A 25,610-nucleotide genomic window follows, 5' to 3' on the forward strand; every position below is an offset into this window, starting at 1 on the left:
TAGTGGAGAGACAAATCATATGCACTGCGAACTAAAATTCCATGAGATCTATGGCCGGGACGCAGAAGGACTCTCTTTTTCTCCATACCGCATCTGTCCGATCGGTGCGCACAGTGATCATAATCTGGGGAAGATTACCGGTCTGGCTATTGATAAAGGAATTCATATTGCCTTTCGGCCGAAACAGAACGGGGTCATTGAAATGACCTCGCTTCAGTTTCCTAAACGGGCTCAGTGGCATATCCGGGAAATCGGAGAGAAGACAGGAGACTGGGCGGATTATCTGCGGGGGGCTACCTGGGCGTTGGCGAAGGAGCATATGCTTTCTGTCGGGCTTTGCGGTGTGATTGAAGGCAGTCTTCCCATTGGCGGGTTGTCTTCTTCGGCGGCTGTGATTCTGGCTTTTCTGAATGCCCTGGCAAAAGTGAATATGATCCGACTTTCTCCTCAGGAACTAATTGATATTGCCTTTGACGCGGAAAAGAATTATGTAGGGGTTAATGTCGGTACTTTGGATCAGAGCTGCGAAGTATTATCCAAGGCAAATCATTTGCTGTATCTGGATTGTAAGGATAACCGTTATGAACTGATCCCGGAAGCGCCGACAATGAAGCCGTATAGCATTGCAATCTTCTTTTCTGGCCTGGAGCATTCTCTGGCTGGTTCGAAGTATAATATGCGGGTGGATGAACTGAGGGCTGGAGTATATGCCTTACAGGCATTCTCCGGATATGACTACGGTAAGTTCAACCAGGCAAATGCAAGGGATGTTTCTTTCTCTGTATATCAGGCATATAAAGATAAACTGCCTGTACAGTGGGCAAAACGCTGCGAACACTGGTATACTGAATTCCAGAGAGTGGAAGCCGGAGGAGAAGCCTGGCGGAGGGGAGATTTGGAAGAATATGGCCGGCTGAGCTTTGAGAGCGGCTGGTCTTCGATTCATAACTGGGAATCCGGAGCTCCGGAGCAGATACGGTTATATGAGATTATGCGGGAAACGGACGGCATCTACGGCGGCCGTTTCTCCGGAGCGGGATTCAAGGGCTGCTGTATGGCACTGGTGAATCCGGATAAGGTCGATAATATCCGGGAAGAAGTGGAACGGAAGTATCTGATTTCTTTTCCGGAAATGAAGGGGAAATACAGTTTTCATCTGTGTAAGAGTGCGGATGGGATTGGAGTCAGTTTATGAAGTGTGTGATCCTGGCGGCAGGATATGCAACAAGGTTATATCCGTTAACCGAGAACTTTCCGAAGCCTTTGCTGGAAGTGCAGGGGAAAACAATCCTGGACTGGCTGCTGGAAGATATCGACAGCGCAGGATGTGTGGATCAGTATATTGTCATCAGCAACCACAAGTTTGCCGAGCATTTTGAAAAATGGGCGAATGGACACAGGCTGCCGATTACAGTGCTGGATGATGGAACCGAAAGCAATGAAACCCGGCTGGGAGCAGTACGGGATATTCAGTTCGCTATTGAGAAGCTTAGCCTGGCAGATGATCTGCTGGTGATCGCAGGAGATAACCTGCTGGATTTCTCCCTGGTAGATTATCTGGCGTATCAGAAAAAGAAGAATACAACCTGCATTATGCGTTATTATGAACCGGATGTGAATAAGCTGCGGAAAGCAGGCGTAGCGGTTGTGGATGAAGAGGACCGGATTCTCTCTATGGAAGAAAAGCCGGCAGAACCGAAGAGCAACTGGTGTACACCGCCGTTTTATATCTATAAGGCAGAGGATGTACCGCTGGTAAAGAAGGGCATTGAAAGTGGTTGTGGTGTGGATGCACCGGGAAGCTTTATTGCCTGGCTGGCAACGCAGACGGTGGTGCATGCATATGAGATGCCAGGGAAACGGTATGATATCGGGAATTTGGATAGTTATAAGAGGGTACAGGAAACGTATAAGGGGATTGAATAAAATAGTAAGCATAGATAAAACAGACATTGGTTTCTTGCTTGAAGACTTTTGAGTTGTATAGTATATTTTTCATAATAAAAGGTCTTGATAATATAGTGTAAAAGAATTAACAACCATCCTATAAACAAAAAATGGACTATGAAATAAAATTAGGAGGAATAGAGAAGCAGTGAAATTGACGAGCGATCCACAATCTATACTTGAACAGGATATAGAATCTGGTATGGCTAACGTCACAACGACAGGACAAATAAAAAGCGAAATGATGGAAGTTTACCAGAAGAACATGGTTATAGTTAACAAAAAGCTCGAGAGTGTTGCTATTGATTTGAGAGATATAAATAAGATAAAGACAATTTGCCATAGTGTTCAAAAAACATGTTTTCCAGTTGCGGAAGTATGCTTGAGTGCCGCAGGCTTATTTGCAGGAGCATGTTTAAGCGCTATTGTATCTGGTATACCAATGGATTCGGGACTTAAGAGTGTGCTTTTTTATTCTATATCTCCAGGGATAACAATTGGATGTATTGTTGCGTTTTTTTTCACGCGCAGAAAAGAATATACATTAGCAAGCACATTGGCAACGCATATTCTTGAGTATTTACCTGATGATGGGTATGTTGAGAATAGAGGAGGTACAGATTAATGAATCTTGATGATATTGGTACACAATTAATGTATACGACTGCACCTCTATATGCCTTTCTTCCTAATGGCGCTATTTCAGCTGGAACAAGTTTTTTCTTTTCTGTAAGCGTATCAGAGAATGTTTCAATTCCATTGTTGATAACAAACTATCATGTAGTAGAGGGTGCAGAACATGGATATGTTGAAATGCATATTGCACATAATGGAAATCCATCAAAAGAAACAGCTCAGATAAGATTTGACAAATCTATTCTTCTTCCGAGTAAACTCGGAGATACAGATTTAGTTGCATTACCTCTGGCTGGTGCTATTGAAGATTTAAATAATAAAGGTAAAAGTATATACTTTAAAAGCATTTCATATGACATAATTCCCAATAAAGATATAATTGATGAATTGTCATCTATAGAAGAGATTACATTTATAGGATATCCTAGCGCAATATATGACACAACAAATAAAATACCAATTATAAGACAAGGTATCACAGCAACTCCCATCTGGAATGATTTTAAAGGTGAAAAAACATTTTTGATTGATGCGGGAGTTTTTCCTGGATCAAGTGGAAGTCCTGTTTTTATCTATAATAGAGGAGCATATCCGACAAAAAATGGTATAGCTGTAGGGAACAGAATACTGTTTGTTGGTGTATTAACAAGAACGTTACAGCGTAACGAACATGACAGTAAAGATTACTTGGATCTTGGTGTAGTAATTAATAGTAGTTTATTTTTTGATGAATTAAATAAATACATAATAAGAATGACTGGTAAATCTATTGATAGACAGACTGTAAATTAATAACTTTATAAGGAATTAAAGAAGTGAAAACGAAGATTGATCTGAACAACCAAACCATCCTGATTACCGGCGCAGCCGGTTTTATCGGTGCAGCTTTAACGCAGCGGATTCTGCGGGAATACCGTGGGTGTACTGTGGTTGGCCTGGATAACATGAATGATTACTATGATCCGGCCTTGAAGGAATACCGCTGTCTGCAGAACAAGACGGCGCAGATGGATGGAAACTGCGAATATAAGTTTGTTCGAGGCAGTATTGCGGATAAGGGATTGGTGGATGATCTGTTCCGCAAATATGATTTTGATGTTGTAGTAAACCTGGCGGCCCAGGCAGGGGTACGGTACAGTATTGATCATCCGGATGTGTATATCGAGAGCAATATCATAGGATTCTATAATATCCTGGAAGCATGCCGTCATAGCTATGATAATGGGAATTCAGGAGTACAGCACCTGGTTTATGCTTCTTCTTCCTCTGTGTATGGGGGCAATAAGAAAGTGCCTTTCAGCACGGATGATCCGGTGGATCATCCGGTGAGTCTGTATGCGGCAACCAAGAAGAGTAATGAGCTGCTGGCACACAGCTATTCAAAACTGTATAACATCCCCAGCACGGGACTTCGGTTCTTTACGGTGTATGGTCCTGCCGGACGGCCGGATATGTTCTATTTCTCGGCAACCAACAGGCTGATCAAGGGACAGGATATCCAGATCTTCAATTACGGGAATTGTAAACGGGACTTCACGTATGTGGATGATATCGTTGAAGGAATCCTGCGGGTGATGCAGGGCGCTCCGGAGAAAAAGGTCGGGGAGGATGGACTGCCGGTACCGCCTTATGCGCTGTATAACATCGGCGGAGGACAGCCGGAAAACCTGCTGGACTATATCCAGACGCTGCAGGAGGAACTGGTACGGGCGGGAGTGCTGCCTGAAGATTATGACTTTGACGCACATAAGAAGCTGGTGGCAATGCAGCCGGGCGATGTGCCGGTGACATATGCGGATTCAACGGGGTTAGAGAAGGATTATGGGTTTACGCCGAAGATCGGGATCCGGGAAGGGTTAAGAAAGTTTGCAGAGTGGTATAAAGAATACTATATGCTGTAAAGCCCAAGGTAAGGAAATGAGCACAGAATGGGGCATGAATGTAACTGTTTTGAAAGTGCCGCTGCCAAAATTTGTACGTATAAACTGATGGAATAAGGTGTAACCTTATTTTTGAGGGACAGAAATTGCAGCGGAGATGTAACTGTTGGCGAAACATCGGTTGTTACAATGTTGCTGAAAACAACAAAAAAACCTTGTAACCGTTGATAAATAAGGCTTGACAACAATAGTTACCTGCTATATTATTAGTATGTTACATAATAGACATATAATATGCATTATGTAATGGACGAGAATGAAGAGGAGATGACGCCGGAAAGTGAAAACGATTAAAGAGGCAAGAAAAAACATCGCATTACTTTGGCACTCTCCAATACCTTTGGCAGAAGGCACCTATCGTCCGATGAAATTTCTGCTTCAAACTCCAGTTAATGAAGGGCTGCTTCTCTACAACGTGGTTACGTCAGAAATGGTGTTAGCTGACGAGGTGGAGATGGATTTCTTTAAAGGTTCCGCAGTCAAGTACAGGCAGGACATGGATGAGCTGATTGCTCGGCATTATCTAGTGCCGGAGGGCTTCGATGAAAGCAAGTCCGTGCATCAACTTCGAGCGCTGCTTAAGAAGCTTAAACCGTCAAAACGCGTGCATGGTTTCACCATCCTGCCCACCACTGAATGTAACGCACGTTGCTTCTACTGTTTTGAAAGTGACCATCCGCGTTGCACAATGACGGAACAAGTAGCTGCGGATACGGTGGCTTACATTGCAGATATATGCAAGGGAGAACCAATCGATATTACCTGGTTTGGCGGAGAACCGCTCGTAGGTGCGAAACGTATTGCACAAATATGTGAAGGCCTGCGCAAGAGGGAAATCCAGTTCAAATCTTCGATTGTAAGCAACGCGTATTTGTTTGATGAAAAGCTTATTCAGGCAGCGAAGGATGATTGGCGTGTGCAGTTGGTGCAAATCACCCTGGATGGTACTGAAAAGGTGTACAATGAAACCAAAGCTTACGTTCAGCCCAAGGATAATCCTTATCAGCATGTATTGCAGAACATCGAAAAATTGCTGGATCATGGGATTGCGGTGAATATCCGATTAAACGTAACCCCAAAGAATGCAGAGGATTTAAGCAAACTGATCGATGAACTGGATGCCCGATTCAGTGGAAAGAAAGGTTTTTCCGGTTACGCTCACGCAGTATACGAAGATGTTGGATTTGATCCTCTTTCCTATGACAATGATATGCGGGAATGGGTCGATGCACAAATCAGCGTATTGGAAGCCAAACTTCGTGAAAAGAAGATGCTGAGCAGTAATGTGAAAATGCCCAAACTGAGTACAGTTCACTGCATGTCGGACAATGACTCAACCCGAGTGATTTATCCGGACGGAACAATAGGGAAGTGCGAAAACAAATCCTCGCGCGATGGCATCGGCGATATCTACCGGGACATTAGTGATAAAACTAACGAAGCGCAATATAAAGCAACGGTAGATATACCAGGATGCAATGACTGTCCCTTGTTTCCAAGTTGTGTTAATCTGGAGATTTGTCCGGAAACCGGAAAATGCAGTAAGATTAAGCTGAAATGGAAATTTGATCAGTATATTCCCATGATGAAAAACCAGTATCAGAAATATTTACTCAATATTTCAGAGAACTATTCTGAAGAAACCAGTCAACCCGAATGCGAATCATAATAGAGAAAAGGAGAAATGTAAAATGAAAAGATTCGACACTCCCCACATGGCTTTGGTTCACCTGGTAAATGATGACATTATTTGCAGCAGTACTGATTGCGGTGCCAATTATTGTGATGGGTTCACATGCCCTCAGTGTCAGGATCATGAACACTGCGGAGTACAGACGCCATGTTCAGGATATAATTGCGGACATTACCTGTGCCGGGAATATTAAATCAAAAGGAGAATAGAAAAATGAAAAAATTTGAAATTCCCCAGATGAACGTCATGAAACTCGCTTCAGAAAATGTTTTTACCGACTCTCAGTGCACGGTTGAGGCGTTGGGATGTGTAAGCTGCTACTGTGTGGCGGTTGAATGTAACGAAGCGTATATCCCCGAGAACCCCCCGGAAGATCCTAATTGTCCTACTCATTGGTAATTGAGAATAATAACAGAATCAGATCTGTTTGTTGAAAGTTTTTGGGAGCGAGTTATTTGAGTTTACGAAAATCTCATATAATTTTCCGAAAACAACTACCATCCTTCCAGAAAGTACGTATAAACAGGTGAAAGGGCACGAAAACAATTAGCCGAACGGGTAACAGAATTTGGCTAGGCGCTCGTAAATGAAAGGTTGTCTTTTCAAACAAGGCCTGAAAGACGACAGAAAGGAGGAAAACTATGGATCGGAAGATTATTGAAGATCCGATCGCGGAAAAGGTAGTAGGCGGTTCTATTGTTTTCAGTATGGATCATACTACCTGCGGACTTAACTGCAACAATCAGTGCAAAGTAAATGATTATGATGCATGTATCCAGTTCATTTCTGAAAATTACACAACCATGAAGGAAGCAGAAATGATGAGGCAGATGTGTTCATTGGGCTACATTACAAGACTGTAAAAAAAGAAGAAATGAGGAGAGCAAAACAATGGCACGGGAAAAGATCGATGATATGAGCGTTGAACAGGTAGTTGGTGGTTCCATCGTTTTCAGTCCGGATCATACCACTTGTGGGCTTAACTGCAATAATCAGTGCAAAGTGCTTAATTACGATGCATGCATCAAGTTTATTGCGGACAACTACAAGGACCTCAAAGAATCAGAAATGATGAGAAAAATGGTAGCGTTGGGCTACATTGTGAAGCTGTAAGACAATTGGTAAGTATTTCAACAATCGGGTGGATAGTTTTATCTGCCCGATTATTTCAGTATAGGAGAGAAAACAATGAAAAGTAAATATTCATTTGAGAAAATGGAATTGGATGGCGAAATCGTAGCGGTTCCCGTCGGAGAAGGCGCGGCAGAATTGCATGCTGTGCTTAATTTGAATGAGGAGGCCATGCGTATCCTGGAACTGCTGCAGGAGGAAACCACTGAAGAAGACATTGTTGCTCAACTATTGAAGGAGTATGAAGGCAAAAAGGAAGATATTGCTCCTCTTGTCAGCGAGTATATCAGACAGCTTTCCCAGGAAGGATTACTGGAAGAATGACTGCCAGGCGGGAAGAATTGAGTTTTCGATCCTTTCCGCTTTATTTCATATACAGGGGAAATGTTGAAGATGGATTTTATCATTCGTGTCGCTAACCGGTATATCCTGATACATAGCGTATACTCACGTGTATATGAGCTATGTAAGCCATACCTGGCAGAAGGAAATGTTATTCCGGATATCGAGATCCGAATTACTGATGACCTGATCAACGAAGAGGCAGAACGGATTATATCAACGAGCGTAAAAGTGACTGACATCAGAAACACAGAATGGATGTTGCTGCACAGAATGATTTCAGAAGCTCTGCTCGCTTACGATACCATGCTGATGCACGGCGCTGTTATTGCTGTTGATAATAAGGCCTATATGTTTACCGCTAAAAGCGGAACTGGTAAAACCACACATATTCAAAGCTGGCTGACTAATAACGACAGCGCTTATGTGGTAAATGGAGATAAGCCATATATTATTGTCCCTGAAACTGACGAATTTCCGATGGCCTGTGGTACACCTTGGGCAGGCAAGGAAAAGATGCAAACCAATACAATTGTGCCGCTGAAAGCAATTGTTCTGATGGAAAGAGCAGACGAAAACCATATTGAGCGGGTTGGCTTAGCTCAGATATTACCTGAAATGCTTCAGCAGGTATACCAACCCGAAGACCGAGATAAAATGCGGCAAACACTAAACCTGATACAACGATTAAGTAAAAACGTGTCTTTTTGGCGGTTCCATTTCAATAACTTCAAGGATGACTGTTTTGCTGTCTCGTACAATGCTCTTGTAAATGGGAAAAAAGAATAAAGCAACAGAAAACAATAAAAGCCAGAATATATGAATTACCAGTTACAGTCTGCTACGAACGAATTACATTAGAAAGAATATAACAGAATGGATAAGATCACAGAAGCGGATACACAGCGCATATCTTTTGAAGATGTACTGAATGAACAGGGGTATTTCGTGTATACAAATGTGGGTTTCAGTATGATGCCCCTTCTACGACAGAAGAAGGATATTATTGAAATACATAAAAAAGGACCTGACCGCTGCAAGAAGTACGATGTGGTTCTTTATAAGCGCGGAGACCGGTATATTCTGCACAGAATCCTTCGGGTGCTGCCGGAAGGATACCTGATTGCGGGAGATCACTGTACATTTGTTGAAAGGGATATAAGAGATGCCAATATTATCGGTGTTATGACCCGTGTGCTCAGAAACGGAAAATACATTACACAAGATAATATGTGGTACAAGCTTTATGTACATCTCTGGTGTGATATTTATCCGGTCAGGATGATGATTCTGCGTACGAAGTTTTTTGTACAGTGCATAATTGGATGGGGTAAGCGGAGAATTAAAAGGATTCTTCGTATAGAGGAGAAATAACGCATCAGATAGTTCCTGGATGGTCCCAGCACGTGAACTATGTTCCTGGAAATCCCTATAAAGTAATTTCTCATTCCTTACTGAAAGCGCCTGGCAGAGAATCTGCCAGGTAGTTTTCACGGAGGCATTGTTTATGAACAAAGGATTGAAAGTAATCTGTTGCTTGCTTGTGCTGGCAGTAGTATTTGTGCTTGGATGGCGGGTGATGCCGAAAGTATGGCCGGGTATCAAGGAAACGGTGGTATATCCTGTGTTGCCACAATTGCAACCGACACCATCGCCAACGCCGGAACCTTATCATCCGAAGAGTGATGCAGCGTTCGGGGATCCGATAGAGGAAACGGACAGCGTGATTTATTATTTCTATAAGGATTACTGTCCTTTTTGCAGGGATCTGGAACCCTTGATGGCAGGATTGCCGAAAGAGATCACGCTTGCTGACGGTACAGTGAGCAAGGTAAAGCTTCTGTGCCTGAATAAAGTGGAAGATGATATGCTGAAGATCATTACCAATTACTATGATGCGCATGATGTGTCGGGTGAACGGCGGTATGTGCCGGCAATAGTGATCGGAGATAAATACCTTTTCCTGAAAGAAGAGATTGTGCCCGGATTGATGGAGGCAATATATCAGGGAGAGGGTCTGAAACGGATCGAAGAGCTGAAACAGTAAGAATAAAGAGCGTGGCAATAAGGAACAGGGCGGATGAAAAAACAGCCTTGTATTGGCATAGAAAGTGTATATATGATATAATACAAAAAATCTTGAGTTGTAACTATATTTCTAATATAGGAGTAATATGGAAAACAATCTGCAGAGAGTTAAGGCTGTATTTAGCAGCCCTGCTTACAAAGCGATTAACCGATGGACAAAGCCGTTCCATGGGGCTATTCTGTTTATATCTTTACTTGGGATTTTCGGAACTGTATTGTCATTGTGGATGACGTTGGTAACCAAGAGCCTGATCGATGGAGCAACGAGCCATGACAGCAGTTTGCTGTGGAAATATGGTGTTTTGTTGGTAGTCATTATTGTGACTGAACGGTTAATTTCAGTGTTTGGATCCTGGATTCGGACGAGGACATCTGCACGCTTGCAATTGGAGATGCAGCGCCAGGTGACTGCAAGTCTCATGAGCAAGGAGTATCCGGCCCTGAAACCCTTCCACAGTGGGGAATTGGTAAGTCGTGTGTTCTCAGATGTGGGTGTTGTTAAAGATGGTGTGCTGAATCTGTTACCATCTGTTTTGAGAGTGGTTGTTTCTTTCTTTGGTGCGGCTGGTATTCTCATTACCATGGACTGGCGGTTTGTACCTGTCATTATCATTGTGGGAATACTGGGTGTGGTTGTTACTGCGCTTTTCAAGAACCCGATGAAACGCCGGCATAAACGGATGCAGGACGCGCAGGCAAAACTGCATGCCTCTACGCAGGAGACGCTGGAGAATGTGCGCTTGATTAAGGCGTCTGTTTCGGAAGAACGGGCGCTGGATACGATGGATGAACATCGGGAGCACCTGGCGAAGGAGCAGATCCGGAACGGGAAACTGTCCATTGCCATGAACAATGGACTTGGCAGTTTGTTTGATCTCAGCTGGCTGGTATGTAACCTGTGGGGCTGTGTGAAGATCTACCAGGGCACATTCACCTATGGTGGTCTGGCGGCATTGATTCAACTGGTTGGGCGGATCCAGGGCCCTATATCCAGTGCTGTAAGTCTGATCAGCCAGATGTACGGTGTGGTGGCTTCCGCGGAACGGCTGCAGGAAGTCATTGGTTTGCCGGATGAAGTGGTAGGAGAGAAACTGGAGAAATTTGATGAGATCCGGCTGGAAGGCGTCCATTTCCAGTATGCGGAGAATAAGGAAGATGTGCTGGTGGATGTGGACGGTGTGATCAAGAAGGGCGACTTTGTTGCGCTGACGGGTATATCCGGTGGTGGTAAGACAAGCCTCTTCCAGCTGCTGCTGGGGATCTATAAACCGACTGCCGGTAATGTGCTGTTTGTATCAGGTGATAAGAAAGTTCCGGCCTGTAAGGGTACCAGAAGCCTGTTTGCGTATGTGCCCCAGGGGAATATGCTGATGAGCGGTACCCTGATGGAAAACCTGACCATGTTTACGGATTCCGCGGATGAGGAAGCAATCCATGCGGCGGTTCATGCGGCCTGTTTGGATGACCTGGTGGAGAAGATCGGGATGGAAGCGCGGCTGGGTGAACGCGGAATCGGGTTGTCGGAAGGCCAGGCCCAGCGTGTGGCGATTGCCAGGGCTTTGCTGAGCAACGCACCAATCCTGCTGCTGGATGAGGCAACAAGCGCGCTGGATGAGGAAACAGAGGCACAGGTGCTGCGGAATATCGACGCCATGCGGAATAAGACGGTGATTATTGTGACGCATCGTCGGGCAGCGCTGGGGATCTGTGACCGGGTGTTCCATCTGGAGGATGGGAAATTGACGCAAGTACAGTGAAAGATGAATAAGACTGAAGTAAGGAACTCTGGTAACCATTGTCGGTTGCCAGAGTTTTTCTTTTAATTAACTCAAAAAAGTTTTCTGAAAAGACTTCGCTTTTCTGCGCTATTCTGCGCCTTTTATGTAAGGTGAAAATGTGATATAGTAAAATAGCAAAAGAAGAAAAGCTTGTGAGCTGAAACAGTTCACAGGCTTTTTTGTTGGGCTTCCTTGGGAACGGGCTCTGAATTCGGGGTCCGTTTTTGTGTGACTCGTGTGACTCGAAGAAAGGAGGAAAGGGGGATGCCCATTATCGATAAGCGGGACCGGAATAACTGGTATAACTGCATTCCGGAACAGGCGGATCCGGTGAAAAGATGGGAAGGGTTTTCGGCGGACAAGCTGCAGGGGAACGAGATCCGGTGCGGAGAGATGATCCTGGCAAAGATTCCGCAGGTGCCTGGGCTGATAAGCCGTAAAACGAGAAGAAACGAATACGGCGGCAGCACAACCTATATTGAACTGATTACGGAACGCCGGTATGACCGGGAAAAGCACCAGACACGAAACCGGCGGGTGTGCATCGGGACGGATATCAGTCATATTTATCGGGGAATGATGATCATCAATGAGAAATATCATGAGTACTTTAACAGTGAAGGACAATTGGTGTTTACTCCGCTGATTGAGAAAAGGGAGAAGAGTGCGGAGATTGAAAAGAAAACGGATAATGGGAAGAAAACAGACCCTAAGAAGCATAACGGAATAAAAGAGGAGGCTGCAATGATGCAGGAGCAGGAAGGATTGACGATAGAAACGTCTGGCTGTGATGAGCCGGAAGAGACTGAAGCAGGGGAAAGAAAGATGGGAACCGGGGCGGAGGAGAATGACCGGGAGATCCAGGAAGAGATGGATCGGAAAGAGCATATGAAGGATCGGGTGGAGTTTCTCTATAACCTGCTGATGAAATACGATTGCCTGGTTGAAGAACAGATGGGGAAAAGACCGGATCTGGCCATGAGTAGGAACCAGATCAGGAGGATTAACGAGCTGCTGCAGGATATCCGGCAGATCATGCATCCGTTCGAGTTCAGTGAGTATCTGCAGATGGCAGAGGAAGAGAATGAGGAAAATGGGAGCCGGATGACTTACGCGGATATGGCGGTGCTGCTGAAGAACTATATCTGTGTGATGAACAGTTATAAGTTCGGAAGACTGTGGTACAAACCGAGTCATCTCTGAGGGATGACTCGGCGGTAAACAATGAAGTATTAACAATGAAAAAATCAGACGGCTTTTCTGACTTGGTAATAGATCAGGAAAAGTTGAACGAACTGAACAAGCTTTTCCTATTATTTGAAGCGCGAAAAATACGATGATGTATAAAACACAGGGTGTGTACGCAAACGCGTATATAGGGAAAAGTGTTCAGGTTGTTCCGATTGTTCAAGGGAAAAGGGATCGGATTGTATAGAGGAGTTCACAAGTGAAGACACAAACACAAGTTTTATCTATTAAATTATTTAGTAAAAATCAGGGTATGTAAAATACATGAGTGATTATATGTATACGCGTATATAGAAAATGCTGTGAAGTTGTGTGGTTGTGCATTAGGTGCCCTGTAAACCGGACAACAATGTTTTGGAAGAACGGTGACATATCGATTACGTAACCGGATTGTTGCTCAAATGGCCAAAAGGTACTTCGTCACAAACTTGTCAGTACTGAATAGAACAGGCTGAAACGGTTGAAAATGAACGAAAAGAGGCTGCAAACGTTTGAAAGCAGCTGTTTTGCGGTGCATTCGGATGAAGTGTTACATAGTTACGCGGTTTATGGAGAAAAAAGTTACACAGATGGATTGATTGAGGGGAGAGGTGAAAATATAATTAAGCATACCCGATTTTATGATCGGGACCGTCCTATAAGGACAGATGCGGAGGGATTATCATTACTCAGGCAGTTGTTGAAAAAGATCTCAGTTTCCTGATGACGGCATACCGGCAGAATGTTCTGCAGAAGCAGATGTTCGTGATCGAAATCGCCGGAGTGCCGATTGGGATTATCAGCCGGTTTGAATCCACCAAAGAGTTTTTCCTGGATTATCTGTCGGATCAGTTGCCCATGACGATTGTATCGGTTTCAGATGAGGAAATGATGATGGAAGACGAAGAGATTTCCGAACGCACCGAGCAGATGGTAATCAACAGCAAGATTGCTACCGCACTGGTAAATTATAACGCTTTCCTGACGAGGACAGCAGTGATCAGCGTGGATGGGCAGGGTGTGGGCTTTGCAACCGCAAACGGCGTTGGAAAGACCACCCGGGCGCTGCTGTGGAAGAAAGCAATGGGCGACAGGGTAAAGGTCATCAACGGAGCCAAGCCTGTCATCCGGCTTAAAGAAGACGGCGTATATGCCTGCGGAACCCCCTGGAGGGGCCTGGAAAAACTGGGCGTCAAAGAAAGCGTCCCGATGAAAGCCATGTGCTTTATTGAGCGCGGAGAAGAGGTTTCCCTGGAAAGGATGACGCAAGACGAAGCCGCACTGAGACTGATGCAGCAGGTGATTATTCCCAGGGGAAACAGGGAAATGAGCATGCTGATTTCCCTGCTGGAAAAGTTTGTACAGACGGTGCCGTTCTATGTGTATATCGGCAACCTGGAGAAGGAAAAGCCGGAAATGCTGTGGGAAGAAATCAAGAAAAATGCACAATGCACAATGCATAATGCATAATGGAGATAAGGAAACAAGCCGAACTATGTTCGGCTTGTCTTTCATTAGATGAAGAAGAGAGTGTGAGTAGGGGTTGTGCGGCAAGAGCAGTGACAGGGGGACAGTGGCTTCGCCAAATGCACAATGCATAATTCATAATGCATAATTATCGATGCGGCGGGGAGACGGTGGCTTCGCCAAATGCACAATGCATAATGCACAATGCACAATTTTCGCTGCGGCGGAGAGATCCTTCGACTTCGCCTGACGGCTTCGCTCAGGCTGACAGTTGGGGCGTAAGGGTGTATTCAAAACGCTTTGTTATTGGACAATGAGTTACACAATAAATGGGAAAAGTTGATTGGTCAGATGGATTGAAAATAAAGGGGAAAACGGGTAAAATAATAAGTACAGAAACCGAATGAGAAACGAGAAAAGAGTGGCCCTTTCACCTTTCGAAGGAGAAGGGTGATTTGCATATCATTTGATAACGTCGGGAGGCCAGAAGTATGGCGGAGAACCAGACGAGTTTTCGTCCTTCTGAAGAAAAGAGAAGAATCCTGCTGGTGGACGATGAGGTGATCAACCAGGAGATCCTGCAGATGATGCTGCGGGATACCTATGAGGTTGTGCCGGCACTGACAGGGAAAGAGGCTCTGGATATTCTGCATGAGCAGTATGAGATCCTGAACCTGGTGCTGCTGGACCTGAATCTTCCGGATATCCATGGGCTGGAAGTGCTGTGGGAGATGAAGAACGACAGCCGGTATGCCCGGATTCCGGTCATCGTGATGACCGCGGACAGTGACGCGGAAGTGGAATGCCTGACTTTGGGTGCCATTGATTTTATTCCCAAGCCCTATCCCCGGCAGGAAGTAGTGCTGGCCCGTGTTCGCCGGACCATTGAATTGAGTGAAGACCGGGATATCCTGCACTGGACGGAGCGGGACCGGCTGACGGGTCTGTATAACAAAGACTTCTTCTGCCGGTACGCGGTGCAGCTGGACGCGCGTCATAAGGATTATCCGACAGACGCGATATTGCTGAATGTGAATCACTTCCATACGATCAACGAACGGTATGGAAAGAAATACGGGGATGAACTGCTGCGGGAGATCGGGCAGAAAGCCCTGGAATTTGTGGAGGAGGCAGGCGGCATCGCCTGCCGGAGTGAAGCGGATAACTTCCTGCTGTACTGCCCGAGCCGGGAGGATTATGCTCCTCTGCTTGAAAAGGTATCTGTGCGGATGCCCGGGAGCGGAAACGGTGAGGAAGAGAGTCGCGTCTGGATCCGGATGGGCGTCTATGCCGGGGTGGACAAGGAACTGGACGTGGAGCGGCGGTTTGACCGGGCCAAGAGCGCGGCGGATACCGTGAAGGGAAACTTTACGAAGAACATCGCGGTATATGACGATTCCCTGCATGAGCGGGAGATGCTGGAGCAGCAGCTGATCGAGGATTTCCCGGCGGCGCTGCGGGAAAAGCAGTTTGACGTATACTTCCAGCCGAAGTTTGACGTACGGCCGGAGAAGCCGGTGATGTGCAGCGCGGAAGCACTGGTGCGGTGGAAGCATCCCAGGCTGGGAATGATCTCCCCGGGGATCTTTATTCCGCTGTTTGAGAATAACGGCCTCATTTTCCAGCTGGACTGCTATGTCTGGACAGAAGCGGCAGGCAGGATCCGGGACTGGAAGGAACGGCTGGGGATCACGCTGCCGGTATCGGTGAACGTGTCCCGGGTTGATATGTATGAACCGGGACTGGTGGATCTGCTTCGGGAACTCTGTGAGCAGAACGGTTTGCATGACGGGGAGCTGCTGCTGGAAGTGACCGAGTCCGCGTATACGGGAAATTCAGAACAGATTGTGGAGAAGGTCAGGCAGCTGCGGGAGATCGGTTTCCGGATTGAGATGGATGACTTCGGATCCGGATACTCCTCGCTGAATATGCTGTCCACACTGCCCATTGACGCTCTGAAACTGGATATGCAGTTTATCCGGAATGCCTTTAAGGAGAAGAAGGATACAAGGCTGCTGGAGATGATGATCCGCCTGGCGGAAACCTTCCGGGTGCCGGTCATCGCGGAAGGCGTGGAGACAGCAGAACAGGTGGCGGCCCTGAAGGAAATGGGCTGCGATATCATCCAGGGCTATTATTTCTCCAGGCCGCTGCCGGGGGCTGATTTTGAAACCTTTATGCTGGAAAACAGGCCGGCAGGCGGGGACTGCTTCCGGCCGAAGGAAGGGTGAACACTGTGACGATTGAGGAACTGAAGGCATTGGGCATGGATACCGAACAGGGCCTGACACGGTGCATGAACAATGAAGGGTTCTATTTCCGGCTGGTGAAGATGGCGGCTCAGGATGCTAACTTTGAGAAGCTGTTTTCCAGCGTTGAGAGAGGGGACCTGGAGGGGGCCTTTGCCGCGGCGCATGCCCTGAAGGGAACTACGAGCAACCTGGCCCTGTCGCCGATTCTGACCCCGGTGTGCGAGATCACGGAAATGCTGCGGGAAAAGAAGGAGACGGACTATTCCGCACTGGTTCAGGTGATCCGGGAAGAACGGGAGAAGTTATTGGGAATCTGCGGGGAATGATGCTTTGGCCGGGAACGGCTGGGTTTATAAAGGTGTGACGAAATGAAGAAAAGCTTGATCATCCTGGGGAATATCCTGATTATCCTGGCGGTGCTGGCGGCTGTGTTCCTGGACGTGAGCAGCGAGCAGCAGTGGCGGATGGAAACCAAGCGGGAAGACTTTGAGAATATGACGGCCGCCATGGAAAGCGTGACGGCAAACTACCTGCTGGGAGAACAGCAGGTGTGTAACGCCTGGGCACGGTACATTAACGCCTCAGACCTCACAGCGGAGGAAGCTATCGCCTTCCTGGGGAAGAGCGTGAACAGACCGCAGGTGATGGCCCACATCCTGTATGAGGAAAACGGGGAACTGGTGGGTCTTTCCACGGAAGCGCATAAAAAGGATCCCGGGGATTATACCGTATCGTATAAGAACATCGACATCCTGGAAGATGAAAACGGGATGCTGATGAATGAGGACAGCGTGGTAAAGGTGACGAGAGCCTATACCAACCCGGTGAACGCGATCCAGTCCATCGCCTTCTGCTGCAACGTGAAGATCCGGGACGAAGAGACCGGGGAAAACAAGGACGCCGTGATCCTCCGGATTATCCCAATCTCCGCCTTTGAACAGCGGTGGGTCTTCCCGACAGAGGATTACCAGGATGCGGTGATCTCCCTGATCGACGCCGACGGGGATTATATTATCCGGGGAAAATCCTTCAAGAACTCAAACTTCTATGAGTTTTACCAGTCCTATAACACTTTTACTGCCGCCAGCGTGAACGAGCTGCGGGCGGTCGTCGGGGGAGACCCCGGAAGTGTGGAGATGATAAACTCCCAGGACCAGGAATGCCTGATTGGCCACACGCGGGTGAACTACACAGACAACTGGATTATCGTGACGATGATCCCGATGCGGGAACTGAAAGAGCATGAAAGCAACTGGACGCTGATCGGGATTATCGTGGCGGGCCTGCTGCTGCTCCTCATATTCAACCTGCACAGCGTGATGAACCTGAACCGCCAGCTGAAGGCGGCGGCTGTGGCCGCGGACCAGGCGAACCGGGCCAAGACAGACTTCCTGTCCACCATGTCCCATGATATCCGGACGCCCATGAACGCGATCATCGGGCTTACGACGATCGCGGGGAAGAACACGGAAGACCAGGTGACAGTGAAGGAAAGCCTGCGGAAGATCAACCTGGCCAGCAACCACCTGCTGACGCTGATCAACGACATCCTGGACATCTCCAAGGTGGAGAGCGGCAAACTGAACCTGAGCCCGGTGACCTTCTCCATTGTGGAATGCGCGGAGAACCTGGTGAACATTTCCCAGCCGATGGTGAAGGAAAAGAACATCGACTTCAACTTCCGGGTCAGCCACTTTGAGCATGAATACCTGTACGCGGACCAGCTGCGAATCAACCAGATCTTCATTAACATCCTGTCCAACGCGGTGAAGTATACGGAGCCGGGCGGAACAGTGGACGTGGATATCCGGGAAGAGAAGGGAGAAACAGACAAGACCGTAAAGATTACCTATGTGGTGGCGGATACCGGCATCGGGATGACGCCGGAATACATGCAGCATATGTATGATCCCTTCACCCGCCAGACGGACAGCCGGGTGAACACCATCCAGGGAACCGGACTGGGGCTGTCCATCACCAAGAAGATGATTGACCTGATGAACGGCACCATTGACTGTGAGAGTGAGGTCGGTAAGGGAACAACCTTCACGGTGAAACTGGAGATCGCGGTGGCGGACAAGACAGAGGAAGAAATGAAGCTTCCGCCGGTGAATGTGCTGATCGCGGATGACGACGACGTGCTCCGGCAGACGGCCGCGGATACCCTGCGGTCCATCGGGGTGGAAGCGGATACCGCGGCAGGCGGCATGGAAGCGGTACAGAAGGTCCAGGATGGAGCCCAGTACCAGGTGGTGCTGCTGGATCTGAAGATGCCGGATATGGACGGTATTGAGACGGCCCGGAAGATCCGGGAAAAGATGGGCGACAAGGTGCCGATCGTGCTGATTTCCGCCTATGACTGGAGTGATATGGAGGAAGCGGCGAAGGAAGCCGGAGTGAACGGGTTTATCAGCAAGCCGCTGTTCCGCTCCACCCTGTACAACAAGCTGAACGAGGTATTGGGCAATGAGCGGGAGCACAACGGTACAGAGGATGAAAACGCGGATATTGCCGGCATGCATATCCTGGTGACAGAGGATAACGACATCAACTGGGAAATTATCTCCATGCTCCTGCAGATGCAGGGCGTGGAGACCGAGCGGGCAGTGAACGGCCTGGAAGCGGTGGAGCGGATGAAGAATGCCCGGAAGGGTGAATTCGACCTGATCTTCATGGATATCCAGATGCCGGTGATGAACGGCATTGAGGCCACGAAGCAGATCCGGGCCCTGGAAGATCCCTGGGCCAGGCAGATCCCCATCATCGCCATGACGGCGGATGCCTTCTCCGAGAACGTAGCGGAATGCTTTGAGGCCGGGATGAACGGCCATATCGCCAAACCAATTGACATGAAGATCGTGCTGAAGGAAATCAGAAGAATCAAGGAGGAGAACAGGGCATGAAAAAGCTGGGAATGAAGAAGCTTACGCTGGTATTGGTTCTGGTGCTCGCACTGTGCCTGACAGGGTGCGCGGGAAAGGAAGCGAAGAAGCAGGAAGGCTTTGCGCCGAAGCTGGACACCAAGGCCGACTGCACGATTACCGTATCCGGGCACTATGAAAACTTTGAGGCGCTGGAGACGGAATTCAACCGGTTTGCGGAGTACTATCCCAATGTGAATATGAAGTACGTCTACATGGACGACTATAAGAACAACATCGCGACCGCGCTGGAGAGCAGCGAGGCGCCGGATATCTTCTTTACCTATTCCTCCTGGGGAGACGCGGAATATACCCAGGCGGAAAACCTGGCGGACCCGGCAACGGGAATCGACCTGAGCTGCATCCGGGAAAGCCTGCTTTATAAAGACGCGGCAGGGAACGTGCCGACGGTGCCGGTCTATACCACCACCTACGGTATGCTGGTGAATGAAGAGATCTTTGAGAAGAACAAGATCGCGATCCCGAAGACCTATGATGAACTGATCGCCGCCTGCGAGGCCCTGAAGGCCGCCGGATACGCCAGCCCCATCATGGCCTACAACAACGGCAGCGAGATGCTTTTCCCCATGTTCTATCCCTACTTCTGCGCGCAGATCCAGGGGAAAGAGGACGTTATCCGGAAGATGAACAACATGGAGGAAGGCGCGGGCGAATATATGCGCAGCGCGCTGGAACTGGCGGCGGACTTCATGAGCCGGGGATATATAGACCTGGAAAGCTGCAGCCAGATCGCCAACAACTATGAGGCATTGATCCTGCGGTTCTTTGAAGGGGACGTGCCCATGATGATGGCCACCGGCAATACGGTATCCGGCACGGAGAAGCGGGAAAAGAAGTCGGAAGCATTTACAGCCCATCCCTTCAAGTACAGCTATCATCCGGTGCCCTCCACGAAGGAAGGGGGATACTTCCTGAACCTGGTGTCCATCGGGTTTGCGGTGAACAAGAACAGCCAGAACCTGGAGATGGCCAATGAGTTTATGCGCTTCCTGGTCACACCCGGGGAAATGAACCGTATGGCACAGGCCAAGCGGATGGTAACGCCCTGCACGGATATGTCCCTGGATGGCGTGTATGCCGCCTTCGGCGGGATGGACGCGAGCCGGGTCATCAACATGTCGGAGCTGGGATTGGCGGATACGCCGGACGCCCAGGTGCGCAAAGCCGGCTGGCAGGTGAGCAACGGCACCATGACCGTGGATGAAGCGGTGGCCGCCTTCGGTACCCTGCAGTAAAACGGAACACCATTGCGTATGGATTGGCAAAATAAGGCTGTCATTCCGAGCGGAACGTAGTGGAGTCGAGGAATCCCTTACTACGTCCGGAGGACGCATGTGACAGAGGGACAGACCAACTGTCACGTTCCTTTGGAATGATGACAGTTGGTCTGTCCCTGCTGTCACATCCCGTTTCCACGCTCCGCAGCCTCCACTTGTCATCCCGAGCGTAGTCGAGGGATCTCCTCCGGGGACCTAAACCTTCAACCTATCCGGAACCCCCTTCAGCAGGAACACCCTCCGGTATTCCTGCTTTTCTTTTATCCAAAATCCCATGACAAACATCCTCATCCTATTGTATAATCCATACATATCATCTATTCCGTACACAAAGGACACCACCACTATGAGAAGCATCATCATCGGCGATATCCATGGGTGCAATAAGGAATTCTGCGCGCTCCTGGACAAGATCAAACCCGACCTGGAAGACCAGGTCATCCTTCTGGGCGACCTGTTTGACCGTGGGCCGGAAAGCTGGGAAGTATTCCATACCGTAAAGAGCCTGCAGCGGACCTATGGAGATCAGTTTGTGCTCCTGCGGGGAAACCACGAGGATTACCTGCTGAAAGAGAAGCTGACGCTGAAGGAGCGAATGATCTGGGATAAGGTGGGGAAAGGCGCGACGGTCGCTTCCTTCAAGTCCCACGGGGAGAAGATGGAAGAGGCGGCCCCCTGGATCCGGGAACACTGCAGGATGTATTACAAGGGAGAAGGCTTCCAGTGCGTGCATGCCGGCCTGCTGATTGATCCTATTGAAGCGAATGATACAGAGACCATGATCCATGATCACGGGATCGCGATGAGGAACTGCTATAAAGGACCGCTGACGATCGTGGGGCATATCGCCCTGGAAAATCCGACGTGGTTTGCAGGGGACGAGAAGACCGTCGAAATCCTGCCCTATGGAGAATGGAGAGAATTGCCGGAAAAAGGCACCATCTGCATTGATACAGGCTGCGGAAAAGGCGGAAAATTAACGGCATTAGTGAAAATACAAAACAAATACAATTTGATATGTATGTAACCAAACATACAAGGTAAACCTGCTGTTGTACGGGGTTTTATAGACAATTGTACGGACGAATCAATAGGAACCATGCGGATCTGGTCAATATTTGGCCAGATCCTTTTATTATGCTGATGGTTGATTACATGATAAATGTACATATTGGTTATGTAACCCAAAATGAAGCTGAAAAAAGCACGAAACGTTTTACATATTTTGGACACGGATGTATCCCCAAAACCGTACAAGTGTGGTAAACACTGGATTTTGCTGGAATCGTTGATTTATAAGGGTTACATGGTTTTTAAGGTCTAAATAATTACACAGTTATGTAATCGTAAATAAGCGATAGTTACATAGGGGATTGAATTTGAGATACATGGCCGGTAAAATGCAAAGTAACGAAACAGATTGCGTTTGCAACTCTTGAAAATGATTTGCGAAGAGATGAAACAGAGGAAGGTGACCGATGTTTACCATCGAAATTGCAGGGATTCCGGTCGGGATTAGAAGCCGTTTCGGATCCACCAGGATGATCTACAAGGATTACCTGAGCTGTAAGAAACCCTGGGTAACGGTTTCCGCTTCGGAAGTGGAAATGGCCGCGGAAGGGCAGCCGACTCCGGAGGAAAATGAGCAGCTCTGCCTCTACCGGAAGATCGCCCTCCTGATGATGGACTATAACGCTTTCCTGATGCACGCCGCGGTCATCAATATCGACGGCCAGGGCGTGGTGTTTACGGCGGAGAGCGGTACGGGCAAAACCACCCGGGTCCTGCTCTGGAAGAAAGCCTTCGGCAAGCGGATGCAGGTGGTAAACGGGGATAAACCCATTCTCCGGTTTGTGAATGACGGATTGTTTGCCTGCGGAACGCCCTGGCGGGGCAAGGAGCACCTGGGCGAGAACACCAGCGTTCCGATGAAAGCGGTGTGTTTCCTGGAGCGGGGCGAGGAAGTATCCCTCCGGCGCATGGAGGCGAAGGAGATCTCACAGCGGCTCTTCAAACAGGTGCTGGTGCCCAGCAATCCCAAGCTCATGGGCGTCTTCATGAACCTGATGGAACGCTTTATCCGGGAAGTGCCGTTTTACCTGTATACCTGCAATATGTACAAGGAAGAGCCGGACAAGCTCTGGGAACAGATTCAAAAGGAAAAGAAAGTACAATACGTTGTTTGACAGAAGAAAGGAAAAAGGAGGAATGCGGATGATCAGGGCCAGGGAAGGGTTCGTCATGCAGAAGATGCTGGACGAATACATGATTATCGCCACCGGGGAAAACGCGGATCATTTCAGGAAGATTATCCAGACCAATGAAACAGGGGCATTCTACTGGGGAATGATTGAGAAAGGAACGACCTTTGAGAAGCTGATTGCAGCTTCCATGGAACGCTACGTGGACCTGGATGAGCCTACCGCCAGGCAGGACATTGGCGAATTTCTGGAGAGTATCTCTCCCGCAATAGAAACCATTCAATAAAAAGAGGAAGGGGAAAAAAACAATGAAGTACCAAAAGGCAACCGTAAGCATCATCAACCTGGGGAATGAAGACATCCTGACCTGTTCCGGGGAGCAGTACACGGGATGCAATTATAACTGGAATCATACCAGTTATACGGGATTCGGCTCCACCAAGACCAAACCAAGGTACACGAGTTTCTGGGGAGGCTTCTGGGGCTGGTTCCACTGGTAAAAAATCCGTAATCGTCTTTGAAAAGGAAGAAGATGGCAGATAAAAACCCTTCGCTCGTATGAGTAGAAGGGTTTTCAGGCCGTGCTCGACTGGACGAAGGAGAACAGCATGGAAGATTACTGTGATCCGTTTGTAAAGCAATATACTGAACCGGTATTATGGACAATCACCGGCAGATGCAACTTCCGGTGCAGGTTCTGCTGCGTCAATACGCCTGATGCCGCTATGGACGAACAAACGCATGAGGAAGCCATCCGGATCATCGACCGGATGGCGAAATGCGGTGTGCGGAGCCTGAAGATTTCCGGCGGGGAACCGTTTGTGCGGGAGGACTTCTGGAGCCTGGTGGATTACGCACTGGAAAAAGGCATGAAGATCGATAAGATCTATACCAACGGCTGGCTGCTGACGGACAGCGTGCTGGACCAGTTTGAACAGCGCGGTATGAAACCGGAATTCTGCGTGGGTTTTGACGGCGTGGAACGGCATGAATGGATGCGGGGCATCAAAGGCGCGGAGCATGCGGCAAGGAACGCGCTGATCCGATGCTGTCTCCGGGGATTCTCGACCAGCGTTGAAATGAACATTCACCGCGGGAATACGGATGTTCTGCGGGAAACGGTAGATACGCTGGCGGACTTCGGCGTCAGGAAGATCATTTGCCATGAAGTCAGGAACAATGACATGTGGAAGCGCTACGCAGCCGGGAACGAGATGAGCACAAAGGAATACGTTGAAACAGTACTTCAGTATATTCCGGAGTATTATGCCGATGGAATGCGTGTTGATGTGCGCTTTGAAGGCGTAGTGGATCTGTATAAAGGAACAGGGGAATACAGGGTTATAGATTATAAGAATGAAGGCAAAAAAGGATATTTAGGCTGGTATATAGGGCCGGATGGCCAGATTGTATCCTGGAAGCGTATTACAGATGATATGGAGAATGTGTGGAAGGAAGGGTATCTGGAGAAGGTAAAGGAAACGTGTGAAGGGGCGAAGAAAAGATTCACGACGCATAGTGCGTGATATTTGTTATAAAATTCTTATCAAATATAAAAAAGTTCAGTTTTCTAAACTGAACTTTTTAGTTTTCTATATTTACTTTTATGTCGCTAAATGATAACGTTTGTAATATCACATATTAAAACACATTTTAACTAATGCGAAAAAATAGCAAGGTGGTTTATATATGACAAGAAAACACTTTTTTGAAAGAATGGAACGTGAAAATGATTATCTTAAGGAATATATTAAATTAGAGGCATTGTGCGAAACAAAGTGTAACACGTCATGGGAGTCAAACTATGATACAATAAATGAATTTATTGAGATGAATTTTTGGGAATGGAAAGATAGAAAAAACTATATTTCTTTTTCAGAGCTTAGGGAAGAAATGGGTTTTGCTATAGATATAGGAAATAAGGCTAGACATTTGACTGCGACAGCTATTGATATGAATATGTATTTTTCTTTTTGCGAAATGATAGTTACACTTATGGCAGCATTTGAAAATCGTATAGATCCTGCATTAAAAGTTGTGAGGAACGCTATGATAGAGACTATGATAGCAACAATAGAAAAAGTAGGTTTTGAGTTTAGACAATTTGATAGAGAAATAAGAATCGTTGAAAAAAATGCTGTTGCAACAGAAATAGCTGATTTTATACCTGAGTTGGCTGATACTATTATTGAGTATAATCATTATATGCTAAAGGGAAATTTAGAGAGAAAAAGGATACTTCTAAAATACATATCAGATGCACTAGAACCCAAAAGAGGAATACTTAATGGAATATGCAAACGAAATACAGACGATTTTTTTGAATTAATTAATACAATGAATGTTCGACACAACAATTTAGACCCAACTGATAAAAGGAAGTATAATGACAAATTTGCGACAATGAAACCTTCTGAACAAGAAGCGTGGTATGATCTATTGTACGAGCAGGCATTAGGATTATTTGTTGCTATTGAACAACAAGAAAGAAATAGAAAAATTGATGAGTATAAGCAATCATGAAAATTAGAAATGTAGGAAATACATGAATAAATCACCAAATATGAAGCAAGTGTTGGATAGTAAAATGACAGTTTCTTGAGACTTGAACAAGAGTACAATCCCGTGATAGTATTAAGGTAAGAAAGAATGGAAGTTCGAAAGAGCTTCCTTTTTTCATGCCTAAACA

General features: G+C 47.3%; 26 protein-coding genes. All 26 read left to right on the forward strand.

Going from position 1 to position 25,610, the window contains the following annotated elements:
- The first annotated feature begins 19 nt into the window (after window positions 1–19).
- The 26 genes from JRC49_14840 to JRC49_14965 all read left to right on the forward strand — a co-directional run bounded on the left by JRC49_14840 (window position 20) and on the right by JRC49_14965 (window position 25,444).
- The gene (locus tag JRC49_14840; GenBank protein QTE71038.1) at window positions 20–1,195 is read left to right on the forward strand and encodes a GHMP kinase; all 1,176 of its coding nucleotides are present in this window, start codon (window positions 20–22) and stop codon (window positions 1,193–1,195) included.
- On the forward strand, window positions 1,192–1,926 hold the full coding sequence (locus tag JRC49_14845) for a nucleotidyltransferase family protein (protein QTE71039.1): 735 nt from the start codon (window positions 1,192–1,194) through the stop codon (window positions 1,924–1,926). The genes JRC49_14840 and JRC49_14845 overlap by 4 nt, the downstream gene beginning before the upstream one ends.
- 169 nt (window positions 1,927–2,095) lie before the next feature.
- Window positions 2,096–2,572 (forward strand): hypothetical protein, encoded by a 477-nt coding sequence (locus tag JRC49_14850; protein QTE71040.1) that lies wholly within the window; start codon window positions 2,096–2,098, stop codon window positions 2,570–2,572.
- Window positions 2,572–3,375 (forward strand): trypsin-like peptidase domain-containing protein, encoded by an 804-nt coding sequence (locus JRC49_14855; GenBank protein ID QTE71041.1) that lies wholly within the window; start codon window positions 2,572–2,574, stop codon window positions 3,373–3,375. Before JRC49_14850 ends, JRC49_14855 begins: the two co-directional genes overlap by 1 nt.
- Window positions 3,376–3,416: 41 nt before the next feature.
- Window positions 3,417–4,484 (forward strand): GDP-mannose 4,6-dehydratase, encoded by a 1,068-nt coding sequence (locus JRC49_14860; protein ID QTE72898.1) that lies wholly within the window; start codon window positions 3,417–3,419, stop codon window positions 4,482–4,484.
- 319 nt (window positions 4,485–4,803) lie between these two features.
- Window positions 4,804–6,192, forward strand: a complete 1,389-nt coding sequence (locus tag JRC49_14865) for a 4Fe-4S cluster-binding domain-containing protein (GenBank protein QTE71042.1) — start codon at window positions 4,804–4,806, stop codon at window positions 6,190–6,192.
- A 237-nt stretch (window positions 6,193–6,429) separates the two neighbouring features.
- Window positions 6,430–6,615, forward strand: a complete 186-nt coding sequence (locus JRC49_14870; GenBank protein ID QTE71043.1) for a hypothetical protein — start codon at window positions 6,430–6,432, stop codon at window positions 6,613–6,615.
- 242 nt (window positions 6,616–6,857) lie between these two features.
- On the forward strand, window positions 6,858–7,079 hold the full coding sequence (locus JRC49_14875; protein ID QTE71044.1) for a hypothetical protein: 222 nt from the start codon (window positions 6,858–6,860) through the stop codon (window positions 7,077–7,079).
- A 28-nt stretch (window positions 7,080–7,107) separates the two neighbouring features.
- Complete coding sequence (locus JRC49_14880; GenBank protein QTE71045.1) at window positions 7,108–7,329, forward strand: hypothetical protein; 222 nt, start codon at window positions 7,108–7,110, stop codon at window positions 7,327–7,329.
- Window positions 7,330–7,404: 75 nt separating this feature from the next.
- Complete coding sequence (locus tag JRC49_14885; protein ID QTE71046.1) at window positions 7,405–7,671, forward strand: PqqD family peptide modification chaperone; 267 nt, start codon at window positions 7,405–7,407, stop codon at window positions 7,669–7,671.
- Between the two features lie 69 nt (window positions 7,672–7,740).
- A complete protein-coding gene (locus JRC49_14890) occupies window positions 7,741–8,478 on the forward strand; it encodes a hypothetical protein (protein QTE71047.1) in 738 nt (245 codons plus the stop codon).
- 87 nt (window positions 8,479–8,565) lie between these two features.
- Window positions 8,566–9,063, forward strand: coding sequence for a hypothetical protein (locus tag JRC49_14895; GenBank protein QTE71048.1), 498 nt, complete (start codon window positions 8,566–8,568; stop codon window positions 9,061–9,063).
- A 133-nt stretch (window positions 9,064–9,196) separates the two neighbouring features.
- Complete coding sequence (locus JRC49_14900) at window positions 9,197–9,736, forward strand: hypothetical protein (GenBank protein QTE71049.1); 540 nt, start codon at window positions 9,197–9,199, stop codon at window positions 9,734–9,736.
- A 262-nt stretch (window positions 9,737–9,998) separates the two neighbouring features.
- Window positions 9,999–11,534 (forward strand): ABC transporter ATP-binding protein, encoded by a 1,536-nt coding sequence (locus tag JRC49_14905; protein QTE71050.1) that lies wholly within the window; start codon window positions 9,999–10,001, stop codon window positions 11,532–11,534.
- A 285-nt stretch (window positions 11,535–11,819) separates the two neighbouring features.
- Window positions 11,820–12,758 carry a hypothetical protein gene (locus JRC49_14910; GenBank protein QTE71051.1) on the forward strand — a complete coding sequence of 313 codons (939 nt, stop codon included), beginning with the start codon at window positions 11,820–11,822 and terminating at the stop codon, window positions 12,756–12,758.
- Between the two features lie 783 nt (window positions 12,759–13,541).
- Window positions 13,542–14,252 (forward strand): hypothetical protein, encoded by a 711-nt coding sequence (locus tag JRC49_14915; protein ID QTE71052.1) that lies wholly within the window; start codon window positions 13,542–13,544, stop codon window positions 14,250–14,252.
- Between the two features lie 488 nt (window positions 14,253–14,740).
- Window positions 14,741–16,480 (forward strand): EAL domain-containing protein, encoded by a 1,740-nt coding sequence (locus tag JRC49_14920; protein ID QTE71053.1) that lies wholly within the window; start codon window positions 14,741–14,743, stop codon window positions 16,478–16,480.
- 5 nt (window positions 16,481–16,485) lie between these two features.
- Window positions 16,486–16,827 carry an Hpt domain-containing protein gene (locus JRC49_14925; GenBank protein ID QTE71054.1) on the forward strand — a complete coding sequence of 114 codons (342 nt, stop codon included), beginning with the start codon at window positions 16,486–16,488 and terminating at the stop codon, window positions 16,825–16,827.
- 42 nt (window positions 16,828–16,869) lie between these two features.
- Window positions 16,870–19,404: a response regulator gene (locus tag JRC49_14930; protein ID QTE71055.1), complete on the forward strand. Its 2,535-nt coding sequence runs from the start codon at window positions 16,870–16,872 to the stop codon at window positions 19,402–19,404.
- A complete protein-coding gene (locus JRC49_14935; GenBank protein ID QTE71056.1) occupies window positions 19,401–20,678 on the forward strand; it encodes a carbohydrate ABC transporter substrate-binding protein in 1,278 nt (425 codons plus the stop codon). The genes JRC49_14930 and JRC49_14935 overlap by 4 nt, the downstream gene beginning before the upstream one ends.
- A 388-nt stretch (window positions 20,679–21,066) precedes the next feature.
- Window positions 21,067–21,747, forward strand: a complete 681-nt coding sequence (locus JRC49_14940) for a serine/threonine protein phosphatase (protein QTE71057.1) — start codon at window positions 21,067–21,069, stop codon at window positions 21,745–21,747.
- A gap of 451 nt (window positions 21,748–22,198) precedes the next feature.
- Window positions 22,199–22,906 carry a hypothetical protein gene (locus JRC49_14945; GenBank protein ID QTE71058.1) on the forward strand — a complete coding sequence of 236 codons (708 nt, stop codon included), beginning with the start codon at window positions 22,199–22,201 and terminating at the stop codon, window positions 22,904–22,906.
- Between the two features lie 28 nt (window positions 22,907–22,934).
- A complete protein-coding gene (locus tag JRC49_14950) occupies window positions 22,935–23,207 on the forward strand; it encodes a PqqD family protein (protein QTE71059.1) in 273 nt (90 codons plus the stop codon).
- 22 nt (window positions 23,208–23,229) lie between these two features.
- Window positions 23,230–23,421, forward strand: a complete 192-nt coding sequence (locus JRC49_14955) for a hypothetical protein (protein ID QTE71060.1) — start codon at window positions 23,230–23,232, stop codon at window positions 23,419–23,421.
- A 108-nt stretch (window positions 23,422–23,529) separates the two neighbouring features.
- The gene (locus tag JRC49_14960; protein QTE71061.1) at window positions 23,530–24,447 is read left to right on the forward strand and encodes a radical SAM protein; all 918 of its coding nucleotides are present in this window, start codon (window positions 23,530–23,532) and stop codon (window positions 24,445–24,447) included.
- Window positions 24,448–24,610: 163 nt separating this feature from the next.
- Window positions 24,611–25,444 (forward strand): hypothetical protein, encoded by an 834-nt coding sequence (locus JRC49_14965; protein QTE71062.1) that lies wholly within the window; start codon window positions 24,611–24,613, stop codon window positions 25,442–25,444.
- Window positions 25,445–25,610: the final 166 nt, after the last annotated feature.

The organism is Clostridiales bacterium FE2011, assembly GCA_017569305.1.
Lineage (GTDB): Bacteria > Bacillota > Clostridia > Christensenellales > Aristaeellaceae > Aristaeella.

Bases quoted from the DNA above. Each gene is read 5' to 3' on its own strand.
- JRC49_14935 (QTE71056.1), top strand. From the start codon at position 19,401: ATGAAAAAGCTGGGAATGAAGAAGCTTACGCTGGTATTGGTTCTGGTG.
- JRC49_14880 (QTE71045.1), top strand. From the start codon at position 7,108: ATGGCACGGGAAAAGATCGATGATATGAGCGTTGAACAGGTAGTTGGT.
- JRC49_14945 (QTE71058.1), top strand. From the start codon at position 22,199: ATGTTTACCATCGAAATTGCAGGGATTCCGGTCGGGATTAGAAGCCGT.
- JRC49_14915 (QTE71052.1), top strand. From the start codon at position 13,542: ATGTTCGTGATCGAAATCGCCGGAGTGCCGATTGGGATTATCAGCCGG.
- JRC49_14840 (QTE71038.1), top strand. From the start codon at position 20: ATGCACTGCGAACTAAAATTCCATGAGATCTATGGCCGGGACGCAGAA.
- JRC49_14870 (QTE71043.1), top strand. From the start codon at position 6,430: ATGAAAAAATTTGAAATTCCCCAGATGAACGTCATGAAACTCGCTTCA.
- JRC49_14890 (QTE71047.1), top strand. From the start codon at position 7,741: ATGGATTTTATCATTCGTGTCGCTAACCGGTATATCCTGATACATAGC.
- JRC49_14940 (QTE71057.1), top strand. From the start codon at position 21,067: ATGAGAAGCATCATCATCGGCGATATCCATGGGTGCAATAAGGAATTC.
- JRC49_14955 (QTE71060.1), top strand. From the start codon at position 23,230: ATGAAGTACCAAAAGGCAACCGTAAGCATCATCAACCTGGGGAATGAA.
- JRC49_14965 (QTE71062.1), top strand. From the start codon at position 24,611: ATGACAAGAAAACACTTTTTTGAAAGAATGGAACGTGAAAATGATTAT.
- JRC49_14900 (QTE71049.1), top strand. From the start codon at position 9,197: ATGAACAAAGGATTGAAAGTAATCTGTTGCTTGCTTGTGCTGGCAGTA.
- JRC49_14845 (QTE71039.1), top strand. From the start codon at position 1,192: ATGAAGTGTGTGATCCTGGCGGCAGGATATGCAACAAGGTTATATCCG.
- JRC49_14895 (QTE71048.1), top strand. From the start codon at position 8,566: ATGGATAAGATCACAGAAGCGGATACACAGCGCATATCTTTTGAAGAT.
- JRC49_14920 (QTE71053.1), top strand. From the start codon at position 14,741: ATGGCGGAGAACCAGACGAGTTTTCGTCCTTCTGAAGAAAAGAGAAGA.
- JRC49_14910 (QTE71051.1), top strand. From the start codon at position 11,820: ATGCCCATTATCGATAAGCGGGACCGGAATAACTGGTATAACTGCATT.
- JRC49_14875 (QTE71044.1), top strand. From the start codon at position 6,858: ATGGATCGGAAGATTATTGAAGATCCGATCGCGGAAAAGGTAGTAGGC.
- JRC49_14855 (QTE71041.1), top strand. From the start codon at position 2,572: ATGAATCTTGATGATATTGGTACACAATTAATGTATACGACTGCACCT.
- JRC49_14950 (QTE71059.1), top strand. From the start codon at position 22,935: ATGATCAGGGCCAGGGAAGGGTTCGTCATGCAGAAGATGCTGGACGAA.
- JRC49_14885 (QTE71046.1), top strand. From the start codon at position 7,405: ATGAAAAGTAAATATTCATTTGAGAAAATGGAATTGGATGGCGAAATC.
- JRC49_14960 (QTE71061.1), top strand. From the start codon at position 23,530: ATGGAAGATTACTGTGATCCGTTTGTAAAGCAATATACTGAACCGGTA.
- JRC49_14930 (QTE71055.1), top strand. From the start codon at position 16,870: ATGAAGAAAAGCTTGATCATCCTGGGGAATATCCTGATTATCCTGGCG.